26 protein-coding genes are annotated in these 20,197 nt (G+C 64.8%); 4 read left to right on the top strand and 22 right to left on the bottom strand.

The genetic code is table 11. The features are described 5' to 3' along the window. Positions 1 to 153: 153 nt before the first annotated feature. The 20 genes from Q1W15_RS24115 to Q1W15_RS24020 all read right to left on the bottom strand — a co-directional run bounded on the left by Q1W15_RS24115 (position 154) and on the right by Q1W15_RS24020 (position 17,753). On the bottom strand, positions 154 to 879 hold the full coding sequence (locus tag Q1W15_RS24115) for a hypothetical protein (protein ID WP_300733713.1): 726 nt from the start codon (positions 877 to 879) through the stop codon (positions 154 to 156). Further along, positions 873 to 2,027, bottom strand: coding sequence for a hypothetical protein (locus tag Q1W15_RS24110; protein ID WP_300733711.1), 1,155 nt, complete (start codon positions 2,025 to 2,027; stop codon positions 873 to 875). Before Q1W15_RS24110 ends, Q1W15_RS24115 begins: the two co-directional genes overlap by 7 nt. After that, a complete protein-coding gene (locus Q1W15_RS24105) occupies positions 2,021 to 2,866 on the bottom strand; it encodes a phage tail domain-containing protein (RefSeq protein ID WP_300733707.1) in 846 nt (281 codons plus the stop codon). The genes Q1W15_RS24110 and Q1W15_RS24105 overlap by 7 nt, the downstream gene beginning before the upstream one ends. A gap of 1 nt (position 2,867) precedes the next feature. Next, positions 2,868 to 6,149, bottom strand: a complete 3,282-nt coding sequence (locus tag Q1W15_RS24100; RefSeq protein WP_300733705.1) for a tape measure protein — start codon at positions 6,147 to 6,149, stop codon at positions 2,868 to 2,870. Between the two features lie 5 nt (positions 6,150 to 6,154). Continuing rightward, on the bottom strand, positions 6,155 to 6,307 hold the full coding sequence (locus Q1W15_RS24095) for a hypothetical protein (RefSeq protein WP_300733703.1): 153 nt from the start codon (positions 6,305 to 6,307) through the stop codon (positions 6,155 to 6,157). A gap of 47 nt (positions 6,308 to 6,354) precedes the next feature. Continuing rightward, entirely contained in the window at positions 6,355 to 6,924 is a 570-nt protein-coding gene (locus Q1W15_RS24090; protein ID WP_300733701.1) for a hypothetical protein, read from the bottom strand. A 108-nt stretch (positions 6,925 to 7,032) separates the two neighbouring features. After that, positions 7,033 to 7,791, bottom strand: coding sequence for a hypothetical protein (locus Q1W15_RS24085; protein WP_300733699.1), 759 nt, complete (start codon positions 7,789 to 7,791; stop codon positions 7,033 to 7,035). A 52-nt stretch (positions 7,792 to 7,843) separates the two neighbouring features. Then, positions 7,844 to 8,305 carry a hypothetical protein gene (locus tag Q1W15_RS24080; RefSeq protein ID WP_300733697.1) on the bottom strand — a complete coding sequence of 154 codons (462 nt, stop codon included), beginning with the start codon at positions 8,303 to 8,305 and terminating at the stop codon, positions 7,844 to 7,846. Then, positions 8,298 to 8,651, bottom strand: a complete 354-nt coding sequence (locus tag Q1W15_RS24075) for a hypothetical protein (RefSeq protein WP_300733695.1) — start codon at positions 8,649 to 8,651, stop codon at positions 8,298 to 8,300. The genes Q1W15_RS24080 and Q1W15_RS24075 overlap by 8 nt, the downstream gene beginning before the upstream one ends. Continuing rightward, the gene (locus Q1W15_RS24070; RefSeq protein ID WP_300733693.1) at positions 8,648 to 9,004 is read right to left on the bottom strand and encodes a hypothetical protein; all 357 of its coding nucleotides are present in this window, start codon (positions 9,002 to 9,004) and stop codon (positions 8,648 to 8,650) included. The genes Q1W15_RS24075 and Q1W15_RS24070 overlap by 4 nt, the downstream gene beginning before the upstream one ends. Beyond that, positions 9,001 to 9,291, bottom strand: coding sequence for a hypothetical protein (locus Q1W15_RS24065; RefSeq protein ID WP_300733691.1), 291 nt, complete (start codon positions 9,289 to 9,291; stop codon positions 9,001 to 9,003). Before Q1W15_RS24065 ends, Q1W15_RS24070 begins: the two co-directional genes overlap by 4 nt. Before the next feature lie 122 nt (positions 9,292 to 9,413). Continuing rightward, complete coding sequence (locus Q1W15_RS24060) at positions 9,414 to 9,848, bottom strand: hypothetical protein (RefSeq protein WP_300733689.1); 435 nt, start codon at positions 9,846 to 9,848, stop codon at positions 9,414 to 9,416. A gap of 79 nt (positions 9,849 to 9,927) precedes the next feature. Further along, positions 9,928 to 10,938, bottom strand: coding sequence for a major capsid protein (locus Q1W15_RS24055; RefSeq protein ID WP_300733687.1), 1,011 nt, complete (start codon positions 10,936 to 10,938; stop codon positions 9,928 to 9,930). A 40-nt stretch (positions 10,939 to 10,978) separates the two neighbouring features. Beyond that, positions 10,979 to 11,623: a hypothetical protein gene (locus Q1W15_RS24050; RefSeq protein WP_300733685.1), complete on the bottom strand. Its 645-nt coding sequence runs from the start codon at positions 11,621 to 11,623 to the stop codon at positions 10,979 to 10,981. A gap of 45 nt (positions 11,624 to 11,668) precedes the next feature. Next, a complete protein-coding gene (locus Q1W15_RS24045; protein ID WP_300733683.1) occupies positions 11,669 to 12,745 on the bottom strand; it encodes a phage minor capsid protein in 1,077 nt (358 codons plus the stop codon). Between the two features lie 2 nt (positions 12,746 to 12,747). Next, positions 12,748 to 12,990 (bottom strand): hypothetical protein, encoded by a 243-nt coding sequence (locus tag Q1W15_RS24040; RefSeq protein WP_300733681.1) that lies wholly within the window; start codon positions 12,988 to 12,990, stop codon positions 12,748 to 12,750. After that, positions 12,987 to 14,621 (bottom strand): hypothetical protein, encoded by a 1,635-nt coding sequence (locus Q1W15_RS24035; RefSeq protein ID WP_300733679.1) that lies wholly within the window; start codon positions 14,619 to 14,621, stop codon positions 12,987 to 12,989. Before Q1W15_RS24035 ends, Q1W15_RS24040 begins: the two co-directional genes overlap by 4 nt. A gap of 25 nt (positions 14,622 to 14,646) precedes the next feature. Then, complete coding sequence (locus Q1W15_RS24030) at positions 14,647 to 15,945, bottom strand: PBSX family phage terminase large subunit (RefSeq protein WP_300733677.1); 1,299 nt, start codon at positions 15,943 to 15,945, stop codon at positions 14,647 to 14,649. Between the two features lie 104 nt (positions 15,946 to 16,049). Continuing rightward, a complete protein-coding gene (locus Q1W15_RS24025) occupies positions 16,050 to 17,168 on the bottom strand; it encodes a hypothetical protein (protein WP_300733675.1) in 1,119 nt (372 codons plus the stop codon). A gap of 78 nt (positions 17,169 to 17,246) precedes the next feature. Continuing rightward, on the bottom strand, positions 17,247 to 17,753 hold the full coding sequence (locus tag Q1W15_RS24020; protein WP_300733673.1) for a helix-turn-helix domain-containing protein: 507 nt from the start codon (positions 17,751 to 17,753) through the stop codon (positions 17,247 to 17,249). Positions 17,754 to 17,852: 99 nt separating this feature from the next. Between Q1W15_RS24020 and Q1W15_RS24015 the strand changes: the two genes are divergently transcribed. The 4 genes from Q1W15_RS24015 to Q1W15_RS24000 are packed head-to-tail and all read left to right on the top strand — an operon-like array spanning position 17,853 to position 19,160. Further along, positions 17,853 to 18,227, top strand: coding sequence for a hypothetical protein (locus Q1W15_RS24015; protein ID WP_300733671.1), 375 nt, complete (start codon positions 17,853 to 17,855; stop codon positions 18,225 to 18,227). Further along, complete coding sequence (locus tag Q1W15_RS24010) at positions 18,224 to 18,688, top strand: hypothetical protein (protein ID WP_300733669.1); 465 nt, start codon at positions 18,224 to 18,226, stop codon at positions 18,686 to 18,688. The genes Q1W15_RS24015 and Q1W15_RS24010 overlap by 4 nt, the downstream gene beginning before the upstream one ends. Beyond that, complete coding sequence (locus Q1W15_RS24005; RefSeq protein ID WP_300733667.1) at positions 18,685 to 18,909, top strand: hypothetical protein; 225 nt, start codon at positions 18,685 to 18,687, stop codon at positions 18,907 to 18,909. The genes Q1W15_RS24010 and Q1W15_RS24005 overlap by 4 nt, the downstream gene beginning before the upstream one ends. A gap of 56 nt (positions 18,910 to 18,965) precedes the next feature. Then, positions 18,966 to 19,160 (top strand): hypothetical protein, encoded by a 195-nt coding sequence (locus Q1W15_RS24000; RefSeq protein WP_300733665.1) that lies wholly within the window; start codon positions 18,966 to 18,968, stop codon positions 19,158 to 19,160. A 593-nt stretch (positions 19,161 to 19,753) separates the two neighbouring features. Here the strand turns inward: Q1W15_RS24000 and Q1W15_RS23995 are convergent. After that, positions 19,754 to 20,014, bottom strand: coding sequence for a hypothetical protein (locus Q1W15_RS23995; protein WP_300733663.1), 261 nt, complete (start codon positions 20,012 to 20,014; stop codon positions 19,754 to 19,756). After that, the coding region (locus Q1W15_RS23990) for a hypothetical protein (protein WP_300733661.1) at positions 20,011 to 20,197 on the bottom strand (187 nt) is incomplete at its 5' end. The genes Q1W15_RS23995 and Q1W15_RS23990, both read right to left, overlap by 4 nt.

Below are 20,197 nucleotides of genomic sequence, written 5' to 3'. Positions count from 1 at the left end.
CTGCCCGCCTGGCGACCAACTCGCCATCGTGCGCCGGAAACACGCCAGCCCTGATCTTCCCGCTCGTGTCGCGAGCTACCGCGCCCTCTAGATCGCGGCGAACCGCTGCGAGCGATGTAGATTTGTCACTTCCTGGGAAACCCTGAATGAGCATCACTCCCCCTTCCCTGGCGCGACAAGCGCCATCAGTTTTTGAACGTCAGATTCGAGGCTTGCGACCTGCTCGCGCAGCTCGTGCAGCTCGTGCTCGTGCATGCGCAGCGCCTCGTGATGCACGAACTTCAGCCGTTCGTACGCGAGCCCTTCGACTTGGCCTTGCTCGTCGCGGTATACCCACGGTTCGAGCCCTAGGTCTGCTACGTCTTCGGCGATGAATCCCAGATCGAAACCTGAGGTTTCGCCGCCGTCGCCGCGGTATTGGAATGCCTGCACGGGGAGGCCGAGCCATGCGCGCACGGGAATGCGGGCTTCCTGAACGTGCCGTTTCTTGCGGAAAGTTGAGAGCGCGAAGCCGAGCAGCCCGTTCACGCCGACCCATGCGGCCCGGCGATCCGTGGTCGCCAAGTCCTGGTAGTAGGCGTTGGTCGAGCCCGTGCCGCCGTTGCCGGCGGCCAGCACGCCCGACACCTGATTGAGTGGCCAGTTCCGTGCGAGTATCGCGGCGTTCTGCGCGTCGATCTGCTGCTTTGTGTACGAGATAGCTTCGACGTGCCCGCGCACGGTCACATCGAGATTCTCCATCAACGACTTGAACTTTTCGATTGCTCGCGCGTACTGCGCGCCGTCCGTGCGCTGCAAATCGCGCACGTTGCGCTCGGTGCGCTGCTCCGTCGCCTTCGTGCGGCCGAATTCCTCCGACTCGGGAACTCTCGTCACCATGTGCTCACCTCGTCTGTGACAACGTTCACCCACGGCGATGACGAATCGCCCGACAGCGACACGATGCGTCGCATGATCCCACCAGGCGGCGAGTCGGGGAGATACGGATTATCGCGTAGATGAACCTGGCAGTAGTCGCCAACCTGCAAATCAGACAGCACCGGCGATCGGCTCGAGTCGGTTTGCCATGACCACCACTCGAACGGGGCCGACGCGAGCTCTACGTCTTGCTCGGTGTAATCCTGCAAGGTCGGCTGCTCTAGCACCGTCGAGTGCGCAGACGAAACCGATTCCATGCGCGGGTAGCCGGCGGCGAGCAGATCAGGCTTAAACGCTCGCGCGAACAGTGCCTTCGCTGCCTGCCTACCGCCCGTGCCCCACGTCTCCGAAGCAAGATCGCGGCCCGAAGATCGCACCCGCAACCTGCGCACCGCCGCATTACGCGGCGTGAAATCGAACTTGTGCACATTCGGTGACGATAGCTCGCGCTGGTCATCGTCGCCGACGCGCACCAGCCACCGCAACCGGTTATCGACCAGTTGCGGCACGAACGAAATTTCGGGGCCGTTCACGAGGCGTGTCAGGTCTTCCAGCGCCTCGCCCACGGTCTTAAAGCTCGATGCGTCATACGACTTGTCGTGAGCCCCCACGCCGTCATCGCCGAATATGAACGGCAATTCGCCGCCCTCGCGGCTCATGGACTGCTCGATGATGCCACGCACGATCTGTGGCCACGACTTCTGCACGAACTTCGTAGCCACGTCAGGGTTGGGTTCGCCCTCGTCGTCGCCCGACGCGATTAGCAAATTATCGGCCGTGACGTGCGGTGGGAGGATGAACCGCCGGTTGAGCAGCGACCACACGCCCTCCGCTTCGCCCGTCCACCGCCGCGAATCGTCGGCGTACTCCCGACCCCAGATCGGCCCCGCCCCGATCACCGAGCCGCCGTCAGACACGACAAGCGCCGACTTCACCTCATTGGTGATGTTGCGAATGTCGAGCATCTGGTGCGCGCGCGGCTTCATCGTGACTTCTACCCGCATCGCCTCGGGTGAGAGAATTCGTTTCTCCCACCGCACGTTAGATGCCGGGAGCGTCTGGATTCGGTCGCCGGTCACAAGGTCGGCGACCTGCGCTTTTACTACCACGATGCCTCCGAATATTCGACAGTGAGCGTCGGTGAGCCCTCCACCGTGCCAAGCGGCAGCCACTGAATCGTGCAAGTCTCGCCTGGCCCGATTTGGAACCATTCGGCTACGGGCACGTACGATGCCGAGAGGATCGATTGCCCGTCTATCCACACCTCGCCCGCGCCGTGGTCGATCGTGATGACCGAGCCGGGTAGCACGGGCCGCGTGACGCGCACGACATGCCCGGTTTCGAGGCAGCGAATCTCGAACCCTTCAGAGAGCCCACCAGACACGCGCGTGATGGGCTCCATAGGCGCGTCACCGTCATTCACGGCGATGACGCGCCCCAGGTTGCCTGGCTCTCCCTCGCTCACCGGGTCGTCGATCGGATCGGGGATACCCTCACCATCGGTGGGGACACCGGTCGAGCTAATGCGCCGCTCGCCGTACTTGCGAGGGTCGGCCATTTCGAGCGGAATTTCGAAATCGGCCCAACCGTCATCGTGTAGATCGAACGCTATCGCGCCCGAAATGTTCACGATGCCGCGCCACACGCCGCTCGGGTCGGTGACACGAATCTCGAAATCTCGCAGGTTCTTCAGCGCCATCACTTGACGCCGCATCACCCACTCGTCACCCGCGTTGCCGAGCGTCATTCGCCCGTGCACGATCGGGAACCGGCCGCCCTCGGCGGGGTCATCATCCGAGTACAGGCCGTAGCCGCGTTCCCGCTGCTCAGACTTGCGCTCAGTCGATGGGGCATCGTGCCAGTTCACCAGATCACGCAGGAAAGGTGCCGTTGGGTCGGTGCGCTGGTTCGACAGCGTGAGCCCTGGCAATTCGACAAGAATTAGCACGTCACATCCTCCCCGAAATGATCCCGTAAACCGCGTCCGCGATCGCGTCAATATCCATGCCGCGATGCCCATAGATTTTGATGTCGCCGACAGGCCGCGCAGATGCCGCCGCGCTATCGACCATCGCCATAGGCAGCGAACCGCCGGCCCGCTGTATTGCCCCCGGCGAGCCGCCGAGCGCACTAATCGGCACCGATGGGAACCCGAGCCGTTGCAACGCGTCAAGCGCGTACCCGGCGTTCTCGCGTTCCTTCCCGGGTTGCGGGCTGATGAAAACTTCCCAGGGCAGATTCTGCTCTGCGAACTTGTACAGCGCCGGCCGTCCAGCCGGTGCACTGTAGTACCCCGAAGGTAGGCCGCCGTTGTTGAACGCCTGCACGGGGCCGGATTCCATGCCGCCGTTCATCTTCCCGGGCGCTTTCAGCGGCCCAAGTTGCGGTTCGTTCCCCACGCCATACAGCAGCGTGATTGTCTTGCTAGACGGGGCGGTGAGCTCGCTAATGACGCGGCGAATGTTGTCTTCGCCCGTGCTGCGAATCGTGATCGTCTTATCGGGCATCGTTTTCACTTCGTACCCGAGGTCTTGCAACCGCTTTTTCACGACTGGCGACATGGGCTCGGTGACCGTGATCACCGCGCCCTCTTCCAGCGTGTCAAGCTCGGCTATCAGGCCGATAAGCTGCGCGTCAACGATGCTGTACCCCTCGGTGGTGAGCGCCGTGGCGACAACCTCGGGAACCGAACCCATCGAATCGATAAGCGCGTCGATCTGCCCTTGCTCTAAGCCAGCGGCTTCCATCGTCGCGCGCATCGAATCCTGTTGGCCCTTCGCAGCCGCCGTAGCCGCCGCAATCGCGCCTTCAAGGTCGTTATTCTTCATCGCCGAATCAGACGCGACGATAGCCGCTTCTAGCAGCCGGTCGCGCATCGAGCTCATGGTGTCGGAGAAAGCGATACCCGCCCGCGTGCTCGTGTCGATCGCGCCAGCCCCGTTGAGCGTCGCCTGCCATAGCTTCTCGCCGTTCTCACCGGTCTGCGCGAGCCCCTCCGCGAGATCGAGATTCGCGGCGTTGAACCGCTTCGTCGCTTCCTCAGCGGTGATCGAGCCGCCGCGCAGCTCGTCTAGCGCCTGGCGAAGCGCACTCACTCGCGTAGCCAAATCGGCGGTGCTGTCGCGCGCCACGTCCAAAGCGTCGGCGAACCGGCGTTGCGCCCGCTCACCCTCGCTCATTGCGGCGTTGTTCTCCCGCTCGATGCGAATCATGTCAGCCTTCGCCTGCTTCGCATCCTCGATCGCTGCGGTCTGCTCCGCGACGATTTCGGAAAGCTCCCGCTGACGATTGCGCGCGTTCGTCGCCGTCGCCGACCACGTGTTGAGCGCATCGTTCGACTTGTCGAGCGTGACCGCGTTCTCTTCCCAATGCTCGGTCATCTGCTGCGAGATAAGCTCTTGCGACTTCGCGTTACCCAGCACCGCTTTTTGCACGTCGGACATTTTGATGCCCATTTCAGCGGCGAGCTGACCGGCGCGCGTCTGTTCGAGGTTCGCGGCGACCTGCGCCGCCGTAGCCTCGGTGATAGCGCCCGTACTGTCGGACATGGTGCCCTTCAGCGTCATCACGCGATCGTTGTGCTCCTTGACCTTTTTCTCAGCCTCAGCGTTCGCGCCAGCCCACAAAGCGACCGCACCCGAAACCGCGGCGATTGCGAGCCCTGCCGGGTTCGTCACGAATGCGGCTTTCAACGCGTTTCCGAGCCCGGCAACTGCGCCCTTCGCCGACATGCTCGCCGCCGACAGCGCGCCGACCCCCGCCGACGTGCCGCCGAGGGCGGCCTGCACCGCTGCCCGCTCACCGAATACCTTCATCGCGGTACCGGCCGCGGTGAGCGCGCCGTTCAGCGGCCCGAGGGCGCGCTGCAACCCCAAGAAAGCGGTGACGCTCAGCAGCACAGGTGCCGGAATCTTCGCGAGAATATCGACCAGCGGGGTCGCGACCTTAGCCACGAGGCTAATTCCGTCAGCGACCACTGGCAGCGCGGCCGACAGTGCGCCCGATGCGAGCGCCGCGACCTCACCGAGCAGCGGCACGAGCGGCTGCCCGGCGGCGAGCAGATCGCCCATCGCGCTCCGAAGCTCGGGTGACGCGGCAACCAGGCCAGCGAACGCCGCAACCACTGGGTTAACCGTGACACCTAGAACCTTGAACATCTGCCCGAGTGGGCCAACGCTCGCACCGACAGCGAGCACCGCACCAGCAAGCGCGGCGATGCCCGGCGCGTGGCCCTTCATCTTCTCCAAGCCGTCCGAAACGCGCTCAGGATTGAACCGGTTGATGCTCGCCGCCGCTTTGTCCAGGCTCGCTGTGAGCCCATCGAACAGGGGCTGGCCCATGCGTGTCAGCACGCCCATAACGGGTGTGGCCTGGCGCTCGATCGCGCGCAGTACATCGGCGACCTGATTACCCCACGTGACGGCCATACCGCCGCCGTTCTTCGACACGAAAGGTTCAGCGATCGCCGCACCAAGATCACGGTTCGCGGCGATCACACGATCAACCGCGCCCGACCACTGCTGCTTAACCAGCTCGGTCGTGCCGCCAAACTTCGTCTGCATGCCCGCGGCGAGCGCATCGAGCGCCACCGTTGCGTCGAGCGTGCCGTTCGTGATTTCCTCACGAATCTGCGCGGCGGTCTTGCCCATTTGCGAGCCGATCAGCGCGGCCGCGTCAACGCCTCGGTTGCCGAACTGCATCAGGTCTACGGCGGTGATCTTCGCAGAGCTCTGAATCTTCGCCATGATCTGCACAAGGCCGTCGAGCTGCGCGTTACCGCCGCCCGTCGCCGCGACCGCGTTTTGCAACGCGTCCATGTACGGAATGACCTTCTGCGCCTCCACACCGAAGCCGAGTAGCTGCTGCTGCGCGTCGATGAACACGCTCTTCGAAAACGGGCTGTTGCGGGCGAACGCGTCGAGCTTATCCATCTGCGCGTTCGCTTTTTCCGCGCCGCCGAGCATGACCGACAGTGCAGCCCGCGAATTCTGCTGAAGCGAGTTGTACTGCACACCCGTTTTGGTGAGCACCGTCAGGTATGCGCCCGCGGCCGTAGCGAGCGCCGTAGTAGCGCCGGCGGCGACCTTGAAAGCTTCAGCGCCAGCCTGCCCGAACGATCGGCCCTTGTTCCCCGCATCGGTGAACGTTTTGCCGACGCTCGCAAGCTTCGCCTGGAACTGCTCGGCTCCGTCGATCGTGAGCGCGGCTGAGAGCCTCCCTACGTCGGCCATGATGGTTACTCCTTCGTTTCGAGAGTGCGGCCCGTCAGCGATCCTTCGATGCCCACCAGGGCGAGCAGGTGCGCTCGCAGCCACCACCAGGGGCGGGCGAGCAGCGCGGCCTCGTCGGCGGTGTCGATGCTGTACAGGCGGGAAAGGTCAGGTAGCACGTACGCATCCCAGTTGGTGAGTATGTGCTGCCAAATGACCGAGCTATCTAGCCCGGATTGCTCGGGTTCGTCGCGGATTCGCTGGTATTCGAGGTACCAATCGGGGTACTCGTACCTCCGGTAGACTCCGCTTGCGTCGGGCTCTCCGACCCCCCAGCGAGAAAGGTCAGCAGTGCCTGATAAGGCTCGGCCAGCCCGCAAGATGCCATCACGCGAACGAGGGCTTTTGGGTACGCATCACCCGCGGCTGTGTTGAGTAGATCGTGCACCGCGTCAAGGCTGCCGCCCTGCACGTTCCACACGATCGCGGCTTGAATGATGCGCTCTTGTTCCGAAGCGCGGTACGTCTCGAACCGTTCGAACCGATCGGCGTGGTCAGCGCTGCCGGGCACGTGGTCGGGGTCGCCTGGCTCGCCGTACGGAAACCCCAGGCACACCTTCGAGAGCCAGTCAGCGTCGCGTGGTGCGGACTGTAGCGAGGTGCCGAAAGCGATAGACACCGTGTAGGCCAGGGCATCCCTGCCGAGGCGGCCTGGCAGCGGCGGAATTGTGAAGATTTCGCCCGACCCAAGATCGATGTTCAGGTGGCGATTGGCTTCGAAAGCGGTGGTGGTCATGGTTTCTCCCTGCTGTGGAAAATGCTGTGTATAACTCCCCGAATATGGGGATAACCGGGGGCGCGCACAGCAGACGCACCCCCGGCCGTTAATGGCACCCCTGGCGAGTTAGCCGCGGGTGTACGAGAAAGCCGGGCCGGCTTCCTGCGCCGTCTCAACGACGATCGATGCCGGGCCAGGCGAGCCCGCCGGCATCGTGACGTACAGCGCCCCGTTCGCCTTGACGAATTCGGCGGTCGCGGTGTCAACCTTCACCACAGTGACGTGGCGAAGGTTCGCGCCGTCGAGGCGCACCAGGCCGCCCTCGGCGACACCCTCGGGGGTCGCGGTGTCGATGCCTGGCACAACACCCACGTCACTGAGCGCCGGGTTCGCGATCGACTTGCGATCGCCCTTCGCGGTGAGCGTGATCGACAGAAACTCGTTGTCGGTGTTGCCCGTGTTCGCGCGCGTCCAGGTCACGTCAGCGGTGAACTCGTACGCAAGCGACGCGATTCGGTAGTGGTAGAACCGAACCGCGATCACGCGCGAGCTCGCAAGGTCATCGCTGAGCAGCGCGTTCGCCGCCGCAATCAGGATTTCAACGCCCGGGATAACTTCGCCCGCCGCGTCGGTGATGACCTTGACGTTCGTGTTGAGCACGAAAGACTCACCAATGGTGTCCTGCGCGGCCTGCCCCTTGTGAGCGTACGTGCCACCATCGGTCTGAGTCGGGGTCGAGTTGGGCTGCATCGCCGTCTGGTCGGGGATCGTGTGCCAATCGATCGGGCCGCCCGGCGTGGTCGGCAGCAGGCCGACTTCGAGAATCCACGCGTACGAGCTTTCGCTCACACCCTGCGTGGGCTTGATTTCTGCTGGCGTAGTCATCGACTGCGCTCCAATCTGCCCCAGCGGGGCATCGTGTGAGGCACGAGCGGTATCACTCGTACCGGTTGCCGCGGAACGACAGATTCTGCGTGGCGTTGAGCACGCCCGGCCGATCCTCTTCGCCCCACGTGGTCGCCGATCGCTGGTAGATGCGATCGAATTTCAGGCCGCCGATTTCCTGGTAGCCGCCCTCGGGCCGCTCCGGGAATAGCGCCCGCACCGCGTCGATGGTGTCGTTCACGTACAGCGGGTGCCGGTCTACGAATTGCCACCGCAACTGCACTGAGGTGTGCTCGGTCGCGAGCACGCCACGCTGCGGCAAATAGATTTGTAACGACAGCGACTCTTGCGGTGTCGTAGACGCGAGCGCAGGCGTGAAATTGATGTGAATTCCACGCTCGCCGGGCGCATACATCGAGTCTTCGCGGTACACGCCGAACCCGGCCGCGGTGAGGAATTGGGCGAGCCCGAGCAGCAGCTTCGAGCTGTACCCGGCCGGCACGTAGTCAGCCACCAATCGCCCCCTTTATTCGTGCAGCCATCGCGGCTAGCAAATCGTCGTGGTGCTCAAGTAGCGGCCCTTCGAGGTACTTCGCCCCGCCGCCGCCCGGGTGATTCCAGGTGAGCTCTTCGTGCTGTCGCCACGCGTACACCGTGTCGAAAGACACATGCGCCGTGGGGTCGCCCGCGGTCGCCGCGGTGACTTGCGCCGACGCGCGCAGCGTGCCGTCCAAAACGGGGGCCGCTTCGACAGACCAGCCGCGCAGTAGCTCGGCGGCGTGATTCACCGCGGCCGGCACCGCGGCACGCACGGCGGCGGCCACGCGGTCGCCGTGCCACTCGGTCGTGACGGTCATCATTCGAGCACCATCACGAGCAGATCACCAATGCGAGGGTCGCGGTAGCGCTCCACCCTGCGCACGGTCGCGTAATCCTGATCAGGCTCACCAGCCCAAAGCGTGACGCGTGAGCCCGGCGTAGGGTACTTGTCGATCGCGTCGCGCAGCATGTACACCACGCCGACCACGCCTGCCTCTTGCTCGTACTGCCCGCCCTTGATGCCGCGGCCGCTCGCGATCTGCGCGCGGCCGATCGTGACCGGCTCACCGAACTGTCGCCCCGCACCGGTAGCGCCGAGCAGCGGGGCGACCGTCACGAGGTCGATGTGCGGCAGCACGCGCTCAATCTGCCGCCGGTACGCTCGCAGGCTCATGTCAGCACCGGCCCAATGATGAGGCCAGCAGCCACGAGGTAATCGATCGCTGCTGGTGACCACACGGGCGCGCCACCGCCGCTATTGCCGCCGCGGCCGCTGCGGCCGCCGCCGATCGACAGGGGGCCAAGGCTCACCGCCCCGCCTGATGCTGCGAGCTCGGCCGCGTCACCGTACATGTCGGTGTGGATCGCTTGCGCGCATGTCGCGTCACGGATCGCCGCGACGTGGGCGGCCTCGGTTGGGAGGCCGCCCACGTCGGTTGGGTAGATCGCGGTGAGCAACATGCGATCGACCTGCGCTGATGCCTCGCGTAGCTGCCGCTCGCCGACCTCCGCTGGTGCGGGTGTTGGCGAGCAGTACTCTGCGAGGTCAGCGGGGGTCGCGTAGACAGGTTGCCCGGCCATGACTACTTGACCGTGCGAACGCTGCCCGTGTCGCCGCCCTCGGGCTGCTCGAGCTGCTCGGGCGCTGCGTCGCCACTGTCACCCTCGGCGGTGTTGTCACCGGCTGGTGCGCCCGTGTCGCCGCCGTCTTCGTCGGCCTTCGCCGCTGCGGCCTCGGCCTCGCGCTTCAGGTGCTCGTCGATGCGTGCCTGAATCTCTGCGGTCTTGCCCGCTGACGAGAGCCCGAGCTCCTTAGCGCGCGCCTTGACTGCCTGCGATGGTGTGAGCTGCGGCTGCTCAGGCTCGCCGCCGCCTTCGTCGGTGTCGCCGATCTGGTAGCCGGCGCGCTGGAAGTACGCGATTGCGGCCGGGCGGTCGGTCTTGCCTTCGCCGTTGTGGAACGGCACGCCGACCACTACGCCCGAAAACGCCTTATTTGGGCTGTAAATCTTCTGCATGGGTTTCTCCCTCAGGAAGTGATGAAAGTGTGCGGCAGGCACCTTCCCGCGCGTGGGGGAGGTGCCTGCCGGGTTGGCTCTACTGAACTTTGAGGTTGCGAAGCACCGCGGCGGCCTTCGTGGCGCGAAGCGCAACCGCGATCGGCCCCAGCTCAACCTCGCCCTTCTTCACCGCGCCGGCGGTGTTGAAATCGGGAAGCCAGGTCTGCACGAGCTGGCCACCAGTGGTCGAGACACCATGGAAGCCGTCCATCAGATCGACGCGAACCGCGTACAGATCAGTGAGGCCGGTAACCGAATTGCCATCGACCGTGCGAGTCTCCACCGGGATAACCGGGGTCGAGCTGCCAGCCTTGTCGCCAGCGTCGATAAGCGTCACGTTGCCGTAGCGCTCGTGCGTGACCGGGCGGCCGTTGCGATCCAACAGCCCTTCGAGGGGGTCGCGAACGTGCATCGCGAGACGGCGAGCAATCGCACGCACGCGGGCGAGCGACTTTGCGTTGCCGATGATGAACGAGGCGGGGCCGTTCAGGATCGACAGCAGCTCGTCGAGCACGTCAGCGCCACGCTGGCCCGCACCCGCGAGGGTGTCGAGGTCTGACCAGTCAGTGACCGAAGTCAGGCCAATCTCGGTGTCGCTGCCCGACAGTGCCTTATCGAGGCCGTCGAACCCGTTCGCGTCAACGGCGGTGTCGCCGTTGATGACGTTGTCGTTGAACTCGGCAATGGTGCTCTTGACCTTCTGCTGCACGTTCAGTGCGACAGCAGCGCCCGCACCGGTGCCGAGCGAGCGGGCCACAACGCGATCGACCTCGAACGAACCACCCATGACCGCAAGGTCAACTGTGATCTTCTCGGTTTCGACGTTCTGCGCCGTGTACTCGCTGTTGATGGCACGAGTCGAGGCGGTCGCCTGCGTCTTCAGTCGGCGGTAGCCGGTAGTCATCGTGCCGCCGCCGCCAGACGGGTTCACGATGTCATCGAAAACCAGTTCGTTGAGCATCGGCGAGTACTTGCGAAACTCGTCGATCACAGCGGGATCGTAATCCATCTGAACGTTGTTCTTCGCCTCGGCGAGAGTGATAGCCATGTCTGGCCCTTTCTGTGGTTGGTGGAACCCCCTACACCGGTTAGGCGTAGTGAGCGTTAATCGAGCCTTCCAGTGTGGAAGGTGGGGTAGATGCGCCACCGCCCGCGGGTGCGCCGTGTGAACGGCCGCCCCCGGGCTTTACGGCGGCGAACCGCGGATTCTTTTTGGCGAAATCAGCCACGGCGGCGCGCACCGCGTCAGCGTTCGTCAGGTCGAGCTCGGCCGTCGCGTCCGCGAAAGCCTGCGAGTCGAGCAGCAGGGCCGCGTCCGCGACCCCATCTGCTGCGGTAGTCACAGCAGTAGCCCGAGCCTGCGCTGCCGCGGCGGTGCGCAGCGTGGCAAGCTCGGCGGTATCCGCGTCGTACTTCGCCTGAAGCTCTGCGAGCGACTTCGCAGCCGCTTCGCCGGCCTCCCGGTGAGCCTTCGCCTCGCCGCGCAGGTCGCGCACGTACTCGGGCGAGTACGAGTCACGCGGCGCGGGCGCGGGTGCCGCGGGCGGCTGCGGTACAGGTGCCGGGGCGGGTGCCGGCGCGGGCGCGGGGGCCGCGGGCGCGGTGCCTCCTGCACCACCGTTGCCGCCGTCGCCGCTCTCGGCAAACCGGATACCTCGCAGCGCAAGCGGTGCCCGCCCAATCGTCCAATCGGGGGAAACCGCGCGGCCGCGAATCTGCTTACTGGTCATCATTGTGTGCCTCCTGCACGTTTACGCCGGGCATCCACCCGGACATTTTTATGCACCCGCGAATTCGAGCATCGTTCGCCACGATCGGCGAGCCAGCCCGTGCTTACGGGTGTGGTCTGTGAGAGCCGCCGAAGCGGCCTTAACGTCGCCGCCAGTGCGGCGAGCGTCACGCACCCCGCGTTCGAGGGCGCGCATCTGATCCCGGGCGAGCTCGGCGGCCGGGTCATGCGTAGTCGCGCTGCCAGCCGAATAGCCAGGCAGCGCCGGAATTAGTACACACCGGCAATTCGGGTGAGCCCATCCGTTGCGGCGAGCGTCGGCTAGCGTGCCGTCGATCGTGATGCCCACGAGCTCGCCCGTGATCGCGTGCGGCGCGACAGTCGGGCCGACCGGGCCGCCATCGGTGAGCGTCTTACCGGCCCACGCCGCGCACTCAGCGCACGCGCTCGCACCAATCACGATCTGGTACGTGTCGATGCCGTGAGAGCGCATCGACGCTACCGACTGGTCGCGCCACGCACGGGCCGCCGCCGTACGCGTCGCCATTTCGGCATATGAGCCGATGCGCCACCGGCGGCCGCCCGAGTCGATAAACCCGGTGATGCCGTCCGCAAGGTACCGGTCTACCTGCCGTCGCTGCGTCTGCTCCCACGTCGCCTGCCCGGCGAGCATGTCGGCGAGCGTGCTCGCGGTCATCGCCCGGTACGCGTCAGCAGGGGCGCGCAGGATTCGCTCGTTCAGGGCGCGCAGCCCGTCGCGCAGGTCAACCTCGGCGGCGGCGACCCCGTACAGGCCACCCGCCGTGACCGTAGACGCGCCTAGCCCCGGCATGTCGAGCAGCAGCCGCGAAATCTCCGCCGATGACGCGCCGCCCGCGATCGCGGCGACCGCGGCCGCCATATCGTCTGGTGACAGGTCAGCGACCAGGCGGGCAGACATTGCGCGTAGCTCCCGGATCGCACGCAGCCGCGCCGACAGATCAGGCGGTGCCGTGATAGACCGTTCGAGCAGGTCGCGCAGCTTGCGCTCTAGCACGAGCTCCACACGCCGGTACCGTTCGGCGATCGCGTGCCCGAGGTCATCGAGCAGTGCGGCCGGGGTCGCGCCGCCCCACCGGTCAGCCACGGCTACTCCGCTCGAACGATGCGCGCTCCCATTTCAAGCAGCCGCGCAGTCGGCTCCGCATCCGGGTGCGATGACAGCACCGCGTAGCGCTCGCCGCCGATACCGCTCGAGCTGTCTGCGGCAATTGCGATGGTGACGTACCCGATGACAGAGAGCGTGTCACCGTACGTCTCGCGCACCGTCTCCTGCACGGCCGCGTGCAGCCCGGTCGTTACCTCGTGTTCCGTGGTGCTCGTGGTGCTCATTCTTCGTCTCCTTCGTTTTCGTCCTGCTGTTCAAGGTCGCCGATGACGCGCCCCAGCGCTGCCGGGTCGGGCTCAGCCAGCCCCTGCTCGGCGCGGATCGCGTTGACTTCCTCAGTGACCTGCGTCTGCGTCCACCCGGGGTTGGTTCGCCGCACCCGCTGAAGTAGCGAGATAGCGCCGGCCGCGTCGAGTAGCTGCACAGTCTCCGCGAGCTCGCGTGGCGACTCCTGAGACATTTCGGGGAATTCGACCACGGGCAGCTTGTCGCCGATTCCGTCGCCGCCGAACTGCACGCGGTGCGTGTCCATCACGATGCGGGCAAGCCGCGAAAGGGTGCCCTTGTCGTGCATGTTCTTTTTCGCGCGGGTGCGCTCCGATGCTGCGTTGCGGTCTTCGATTTCGGTTGCGGTGATCTGCCCGCCGCCGTCGCCGTTGCCGTCGCCCCACGATGACTGCGAGTAGCCGGCCTTGCGCAGAATCTCCCGGTACGCGAGGTTCGCGGCCCGCTCGTGCTCTTCGATGCGGATCGCGTGTTGCTGATGGTGGATCGGGAGTTTCCCGCCGTCGCTCACGTCGCCAGGCATTTCCAGTGACGTGACGTACTCGGCAAGCTCGTTGAACGCGGCCCCCTGGCCCCGGCCCAAGCTTGTCAGGTACTGCTGCGGCATGAACGTACGCCCCACACCAAGACGAATGTCTCGCATGAGCGAAGACCAGATGCGGTCGAGGTCATCGAATAGCGGGTGCAACTGTGCGAAGTCGCTGCGGCCCGCGTACCGGAGCATCGGGTCTTTGCGCCACGCAATCGTGGGCGTGTTGATGCCGTACACCGCGTCGAGGTAATCCAGGCCGGTCGCGACCCGCGAGTGCTCGTCGAGGTCGGGCACGTCGAGGTACGGTCGCCCGAGAGGGTGCGCACCAAGATCGACACGGCGACCGAGATTATCGGATCGGCCCTCGAACAGCGCGTACTCGATGTACCCGGCACCGTTTTCCACGCCGTGATGCATCAGCAAACGCCAATACACGCGATCTTCCTGAAGCTCAGACCAGAGCGTGACCTCAGACAGGCGGCCGTTGCGGAACGTCGGGATCGCGGTATCGGGGCCGAACGACTCCCACCACACCTCGCCAGGCGCTATCTCAGCATCGAACATTGGCACACACACTGCGGCACCGAGCGCGGCCTTCGTCTCCCCATAGGTGCCGAGCTGCGCGAGCGACGTGTCACTGTTCATTAGCTGGTTCAGCAGGATCGCTTCTGGCTGTTTCGAGTCAGCGTCTTCGCCATCGATCAGGAATCGGGGCGACTGCGCGAACTGGATGTCAGATGACAGGGTGGCGAGATTCGCCGCCGCCGGCAAGTGCTGCCGGATCGGGGCGGGCGCATCAGACTGAATGCTGCGGCCCTTCGCACCCCAAAACAGGGTTCGCCCACGCTCAGCGATCGCCTTCAGCGTCGCCGCGGTGCGCGAGTCCTTCTGGCCCTGCGTGACGTGCGCGCCGCCGCCGTACAGCTTCGCGAGACGCACCGTGTCACCCGACCACCACGCATCGTTTTCGTCGTACGCCGCGTAAGCCGCACCCCAACCGGTCGGCGGCCACGCGCTGTTGTTCTCTGGCATCGGCATAGCGCGAGCCCCCTTCGGTGTAGTGTCAGGCCGCGAGCGCGAACCCCAGAGGCTTCGCCCACACGGCACGGGTCGAACGCACCGCATATCGCAGCGCATCCATAAAGTGATCGTTCTCTTTCAGCACCTCGTCGATGCCGATTGCCTGCTTGCGTTCGTCCCACGAGTACTCGGTGATTTCGTCCACCAAGTCGTACGTTGTTTCGCGGGCGAAGATGATGCGATCCGTTGCGAGCAGATTCGACACGTCAGCGATGCCATTCAGCACCGAGTTATCGGCCTTCCAGGTCGGCTGATCGTCAGCCGCGAGCTGCGTGCGCAGCGAAGCCGCCGAAGGGTCAAGGAACCAGAACTCGGGGGTGACGAACGCGCCCGGATGATGCTTCGGGTCATCGTCATCGTCGGACACCCACTCGCGCAGCAGGCGCGACAGCTCCACATCGGGGAGCGTGAGCCCGTGGTTCTTCGCCGCGTTATAGCCGTACGCGCCGAGCACCACCAGGCGCGGCTTGCGCTCCTTCGTGAGGGCGATCAGCACGCCCGCCGTGGTGTTCGTGGTGCCGTAGTCGATGCCGACTGCCAGGCACCGTTCGAGGGGCGGCAGTTGAGCCCACGGCACAAGGTGTTTATCCTCGTTGAACTCGCGGTACACGACACCCGCGGCCGCGACCCACTTCCCGAGAATGAACCGGTCATAGAACACGCCACTGAATGCGGCTTTCTGGAGCGCGATGTACTCGGGCTCGGGCGACGGGTTATCGTCCATCGTGAATGTGTAGTGTTCGGTCGAGGTCGCCGCCGGCCGCTTGATCCATTTCGACCGGAGCCAGTGGTTCTGCCCGCCCGGGTTCGTCGTGGCGAGCAGCCGGGCACCCTTCACACGTAGACGCGTGATCAGCATGTCCCAGAACCCCTCGGGCAGCAGCGTCGCCTCGTCAACGTACGCGAAAGCTACGGTCATGCCGCGAATCTTTGTTTCGGCGTTCGCATCCGACGCGCCGTACAGGTGCACCGTGCGCCCGAGAATGGTCGCGGTCTTCGCTCCGGGCGTGTAGCGCACCTGAAGTGCGAGCTTCCCGAAAATCTGTTCCGACATGAGCAACTGCATCACGTTCGTGTTCAGCGTCGTGAGCGTGCGCCCGATCATGATTATCTGCCCGGTCTTCGGTGCCTTGCGCAGAAACATCAGGAAGGCCCACAGGCTGATGAATGTCTTGCCGGCTGACACCGCGCCCGAGAGTATCGTGTGTTTGCGGCGGCCCCACGTGCCGAGAAAGCGAATCTGCTTCGGCGAGAAAATGCTATCGAGCGGTTGCGCCGTCATCGGGCGGTCACCCTTTCAATGAGGGGCGGCCCACGCCCGGGCGCAGGTTGCCCCGGGCCGTGCGGCGTGGGTTCTGCGTCCGGGTGCGGGCGGCCGGTCTGTGGTTACTGTGCGGCTTTCCAGGCGTTGAACCTGGCCACGCTGTCGGGGCAGATACTCCGTGCTGGCGCGTCGAGCGGCGCAATGCCGAGTATCTGCGCAACTGTGATCGGTGTTACGAAACCGAGCCCCTGAACGTGGATCAGGTCGGGCTCGGCGGCGCACTTGCACGGCGGCGCGGCCGGTGCGGGCTGTTGTGCTGGCTTCTTGTAGGCGTACGAGCGGTCATCGACCAGATTCCCGCAAGCTTGCGCGGCTCGGGCGTGCTCGGTAGCTGCCCAGTCGGCGAGCATGTCGGCGACTTGCTCGGCCGAGAACTGGTGCCGCACGATGAACTCGTGCACGGGCTCGGTTGCGGGCTCGGGCTTCGCGATGTCGAGTCGCTCGGTGATGCGGTCGCGAACCGCGTCGGCAACCTTCATCACGATGTACTCGTCAAGCATGCATGCCGGGTCATACGCTGCGGTGGCAGCATCCATCGAATCATGCTCGGCGGTAGTGTCTGTCGCGGCCTCGGGCTGCGCGGTGTCCGCTGCTGCTACTGCGTGGTTAATCTTCGCGAGCACGGCGAGCGGGAGAGTCGTGTCGAGGCTTGCGAGGTTGGAAATCACGAGCGCTCGCGCATGGCGGCCCCGCATCCCCATCGCGCTGTGCACCGCGTCTCTGACTGTCGCAAGGAACCGGCCGAGCTCGGCGGTACCCTCGGTGACCTCGGTGCGCAGCGCGGCAAGCTCGGTGCGAAGTGCAGACTCACGAATCTGCGCGTTCGCGGCGTGGGCAGCGGCCCACTCGGCAGTCTCTTCCTGCTTGAGCGCGTGGGCCTCCGTTGCGTCGAGCTTGGCCCGCACCTCGGCTAGCTCTTTCTCGGCAGCGAGACGCGCCGTGCGTGTGTCGTCGAGCTGGTCAATGAGCGTGGGCACACGGCTCAGCGTTTGACCCTTGTACAAATCGTCCACTCCGGACTTGTGCGCGAGCGCCTCATGCTGCGCTTTCTTCGCTTTGAGCTCGGCGATCTCCACCGCTTGCGCCGTGATCCTCGCGTTCAACTCAGCGACACGCTCAGCATTCGCTTCAACCATCGCCGTCGCACAACCGTGCTCGTGCGTCATCTTGTCAGCCATCATCTACCAACTTCCCGCCGCGGCATCCTTCGCGACTATTCGGGGGCTCGCGAACGTCCATCCGCGAGAGCATGAGGGGTGTCAGGGTTGCGTCTGCTCCCCATCAACCAGATTGCGTGCAGCAGCAACCATCGCCGTCTCCAACATGTCGAGCGTCGATACCGCGCCCTCCACACCCGTATCCCGGTCGAGCATCTTCGTCGCCTTATCGAACGCCGTACCGCCGAGCGCGTTCGCGTCGCGCCGGTCTGCGAACGTGATTTCACGTTTCGTCCGAACGACTTTCCCGGCCTGCGTCACGAACGTGAAATCGATACCGCCAGATTCGATCTGATCGAACGCCGCTTCGGCGCTGTCGAACATGCGCTGAAGCATCTGCGTTCGCCGGTCTGCCAAGTCCATCGCCCGTGAGGCGACAGCGGCACGAGTCATTGAGCGATCGAATTCGAGTCCCATGTCTTTCGCGTGCCGCGTGACTGTCGAGTGAGAGATTCCTGCTTCGCGTGCGATGGCGTTGCGGGATAGCCCTTTCGCGTGCAGTTCGGCGATGCGGGCGCGTATTTCTGTCCGGTCTAGTCGTTTCGTCATGGCGGTGTGTTCTTTCTTTCGGGTGTCCTCCCGGTTGCGAGTTTGCGTTTCTTCGCGTACTCTCGTGTTACGTCCGTTAACACGTTAGGGGTTTCTGTAATGCAACTTGTTGATACTGGTCAGGTGGCCGAAATGGTGGGCCGTACGCCCTCCGCCGTCCGTGTAGCGCTACACCGTCGTTCGCAGCAGACCGAGAATGGGTTGCTGCGTGGTGGTCGGCATGACCTGCGTGCGGGGGTGATTCCCGAGCCTCACGTGCGTGTGGGGTTGTCGCCTGCGTGGGATATGCGCGAGATACTGCGGTGGCGTGCGTACTCCGAGGGCGCGGCGATCGCTGAGCGCGTCGAGGCCGCTATCTGCCGCTCCTTGTCGGAAGGGGAGATTCAAGCACTGCTGATGGTGCTTCGGTACCCGGTTGGTGATGCCGAGTTTTACGAATGGTTTGTTGGGGAGTTTGAGGGGGAGTCGCGATGATGCGCGAAGGGCTTACGCAGCTAGAGCTGTACGGGGTTATCGATCACGTCAGCGAGGCTTACTCGGCGGTGCCGGGGCATCTCGAGATTCGGGTAGCGATCGCTGCAATTGTTGATGCGTTGCGGGCCATCGTTGACTCGATGCCGTGCGCTTCCGAGCCGGTCGCGGTGCCGTCTGTTGAGCTTGCGGGGGAGCGTGTCGAGATTCGCGTTCCCGACGCTCGCGATGCGGCGAAGGTTACGGCGTTCGATCAGATCGCGGCGTTCGTCGGCATGGCGGGGCGTGAGGCTTCGTCGGCGAATGCGTCGGCGCTGCTGCGTGAGGTTGCGAACATCGTTGGTCGGGTGCATGGTGTGCCGTCGCCGATGGCTGCGGATACCGAGCGGCATTATCGGAGGGTTGCTGCGGATCGGCTCACGCCGAAGCAGCTGCGTCTCGTGGGGCTCGGTGATGCGTCGTGAAACACATTCCGTTGATTATCGGCGTTGCCTGCATGTTTCTGAGCTTCGCGAACATCTTCACCGCAGTTCAGCTACTAATCGATCCCGGCCGAGTGGTGGAAGATAGCGCCACTGTTGCCTCGGTTCTGCTGGGGCGAATACTGGTGCTCAGCATCGCTGGCGTGGCTGCTGGTGCAACGATCATCGTAACCCGCGAGCGTTCAGGCGGTGATGCGTCGTGAGCGGGCCGGGCGGTATCGTGCGGCCGAACGGGTCGCTAGAGAATGGCGGTGTCCGTGTGCGTGAGTCGTTCACCGTTGGGCAGTTGCTCGCGATCGGTGAGCAGCGGCGCGAGCCACTTATCGCTGCCATGCCGAAGGCGCAGCGGGTCGCGCTTGCCGAGCTCGCCCGGTATGGGCTTGATCGTGCGATGCGTGACGCTGAGCGGTACAACGTGCTTTTGGGCGAGTTGCTGAGGAGTGACGATGTTTGAACCGGCGTTGATGGTGCTCGGGTTTGTTGCCGGCGGCCTTGTCGGCAGTGTGGTTGTTGCGGCTGCTCGGGCGCTGTGCGCGTGGTGGCGTGGTCGCGATTAAGTCTGGGAACGACTGTGCCCCGCCCCTCTTCGGAGGGTGCGGGGCATTTTCGTTTTGGTGCGGTGTGGCGTGCCGTCTTTGGTGGTGGTGTGGCGCGCCGCCGTGGTGACTTTTGATGATCGGTTTGGGCGGCGCGCCGTGCGGGGTGTTCGGTGTAGAACTTCCCACCTTTGACTATCGACGTATAAGCACTCGTCGGGCAAGTCGTGCGAGGGTGTCCCACGCGCGGCGCGGGGTGTTTCGCAGGCGTTCCAGCTTCCCGGGGGTGTTTGTGCGCAGGTCGCGGATTAGGTCGCGTACGGGGCGTTTGTCGGTGAGCTTTGCGAGGGCGTGCATTGCTTCCTCGGGGCTCATGGCGGTGGTCTTCGCGGTTTCCATTGCTTGGTGTGCGATTTGCTCGGCGACTCCGGGGGCGAAGCCGTAGCTTGCGGCGATCATCGCGAGCGCGTCCACCCTGCGGTAATAGGTGCGGGGTGCTGGGTTGCGGTGGTCAGTCACTGTTCGTCTCTTCCTCTGGTGTGTATGGGTTTCGGCGGGGCTCGGGCGGGTCGCCTCCGCCGATTAGTGCTGCGAAGCCGTCGCCGGTGTTCGCTTCGCCCGCTGCGTGTCCCTCGGCCCAAGCGGCCGCTTTCACCTGATCAAGCCAGCGGTCGAACTCGGCATGGTCAGCCTCGGCTTCGTCCAGCGCCACGTACGGGTGCTCGATGTATCTAAATCGCACCTCGTCGGTAATTGGCGTGTATTCGCTCATGGGCCAGTCACCTCTTCCACCGCCGCGCCTCGCAGCCAGTCAATGCACCCACGCACCGCAAGTGCGTGAGCGTCGCCCGCGAGAGGCTCGGCCGCGAGGATGGCCTGCAACTTGTCTGCCGCGTGCTCCAACGCGATCGCCGCGGCGGTTCGCTCGATCCTCCTCGCAAGGGCGAGCGCGAGA

It is taken from the genome of Pseudomonas sp. (assembly GCF_030150285.1).
Taxonomy (GTDB): domain Bacteria; phylum Pseudomonadota; class Gammaproteobacteria; order Pseudomonadales; family Pseudomonadaceae; genus Aquipseudomonas.
This window is presented reverse-complemented; position numbering and strand designations above follow the sequence as displayed.

Bases quoted from the DNA above. Each gene is read 5' to 3' on its own strand.
- Q1W15_RS24010 (WP_300733669.1), top strand. From the start codon at position 18,224: ATGATGCGCGAAGGGCTTACGCAGCTAGAGCTGTACGGGGTTATCGAT.
- Q1W15_RS24030 (WP_300733677.1), bottom strand. From the start codon at position 15,945: ATGACGGCGCAACCGCTCGATAGCATTTTCTCGCCGAAGCAGATTCGC.
- Q1W15_RS24025 (WP_300733675.1), bottom strand. From the start codon at position 17,168: ATGATGGCTGACAAGATGACGCACGAGCACGGTTGTGCGACGGCGATG.
- Q1W15_RS24050 (WP_300733685.1), bottom strand. From the start codon at position 11,623: ATGATGACCAGTAAGCAGATTCGCGGCCGCGCGGTTTCCCCCGATTGG.
- Q1W15_RS24085 (WP_300733699.1), bottom strand. From the start codon at position 7,791: ATGACTACGCCAGCAGAAATCAAGCCCACGCAGGGTGTGAGCGAAAGC.
- Q1W15_RS24065 (WP_300733691.1), bottom strand. From the start codon at position 9,291: ATGTTGCTCACCGCGATCTACCCAACCGACGTGGGCGGCCTCCCAACC.
- Q1W15_RS24040 (WP_300733681.1), bottom strand. From the start codon at position 12,990: ATGAGCACCACGAGCACCACGGAACACGAGGTAACGACCGGGCTGCAC.
- Q1W15_RS24055 (WP_300733687.1), bottom strand. From the start codon at position 10,938: ATGGCTATCACTCTCGCCGAGGCGAAGAACAACGTTCAGATGGATTAC.
- Q1W15_RS24060 (WP_300733689.1), bottom strand. From the start codon at position 9,848: ATGCAGAAGATTTACAGCCCAAATAAGGCGTTTTCGGGCGTAGTGGTC.
- Q1W15_RS24115 (WP_300733713.1), bottom strand. From the start codon at position 879: ATGGTGACGAGAGTTCCCGAGTCGGAGGAATTCGGCCGCACGAAGGCG.
- Q1W15_RS23995 (WP_300733663.1), bottom strand. From the start codon at position 20,014: ATGAGCGAATACACGCCAATTACCGACGAGGTGCGATTTAGATACATC.
- Q1W15_RS24090 (WP_300733701.1), bottom strand. From the start codon at position 6,924: ATGACCACCACCGCTTTCGAAGCCAATCGCCACCTGAACATCGATCTT.
- Q1W15_RS24020 (WP_300733673.1), bottom strand. From the start codon at position 17,753: ATGACGAAACGACTAGACCGGACAGAAATACGCGCCCGCATCGCCGAA.
- Q1W15_RS24070 (WP_300733693.1), bottom strand. From the start codon at position 9,004: ATGAGCCTGCGAGCGTACCGGCGGCAGATTGAGCGCGTGCTGCCGCAC.
- Q1W15_RS24075 (WP_300733695.1), bottom strand. From the start codon at position 8,651: ATGATGACCGTCACGACCGAGTGGCACGGCGACCGCGTGGCCGCCGCC.
- Q1W15_RS24100 (WP_300733705.1), bottom strand. From the start codon at position 6,149: ATGGCCGACGTAGGGAGGCTCTCAGCCGCGCTCACGATCGACGGAGCC.
- Q1W15_RS24015 (WP_300733671.1), top strand. From the start codon at position 17,853: ATGCAACTTGTTGATACTGGTCAGGTGGCCGAAATGGTGGGCCGTACG.
- Q1W15_RS24035 (WP_300733679.1), bottom strand. From the start codon at position 14,621: ATGCCGATGCCAGAGAACAACAGCGCGTGGCCGCCGACCGGTTGGGGT.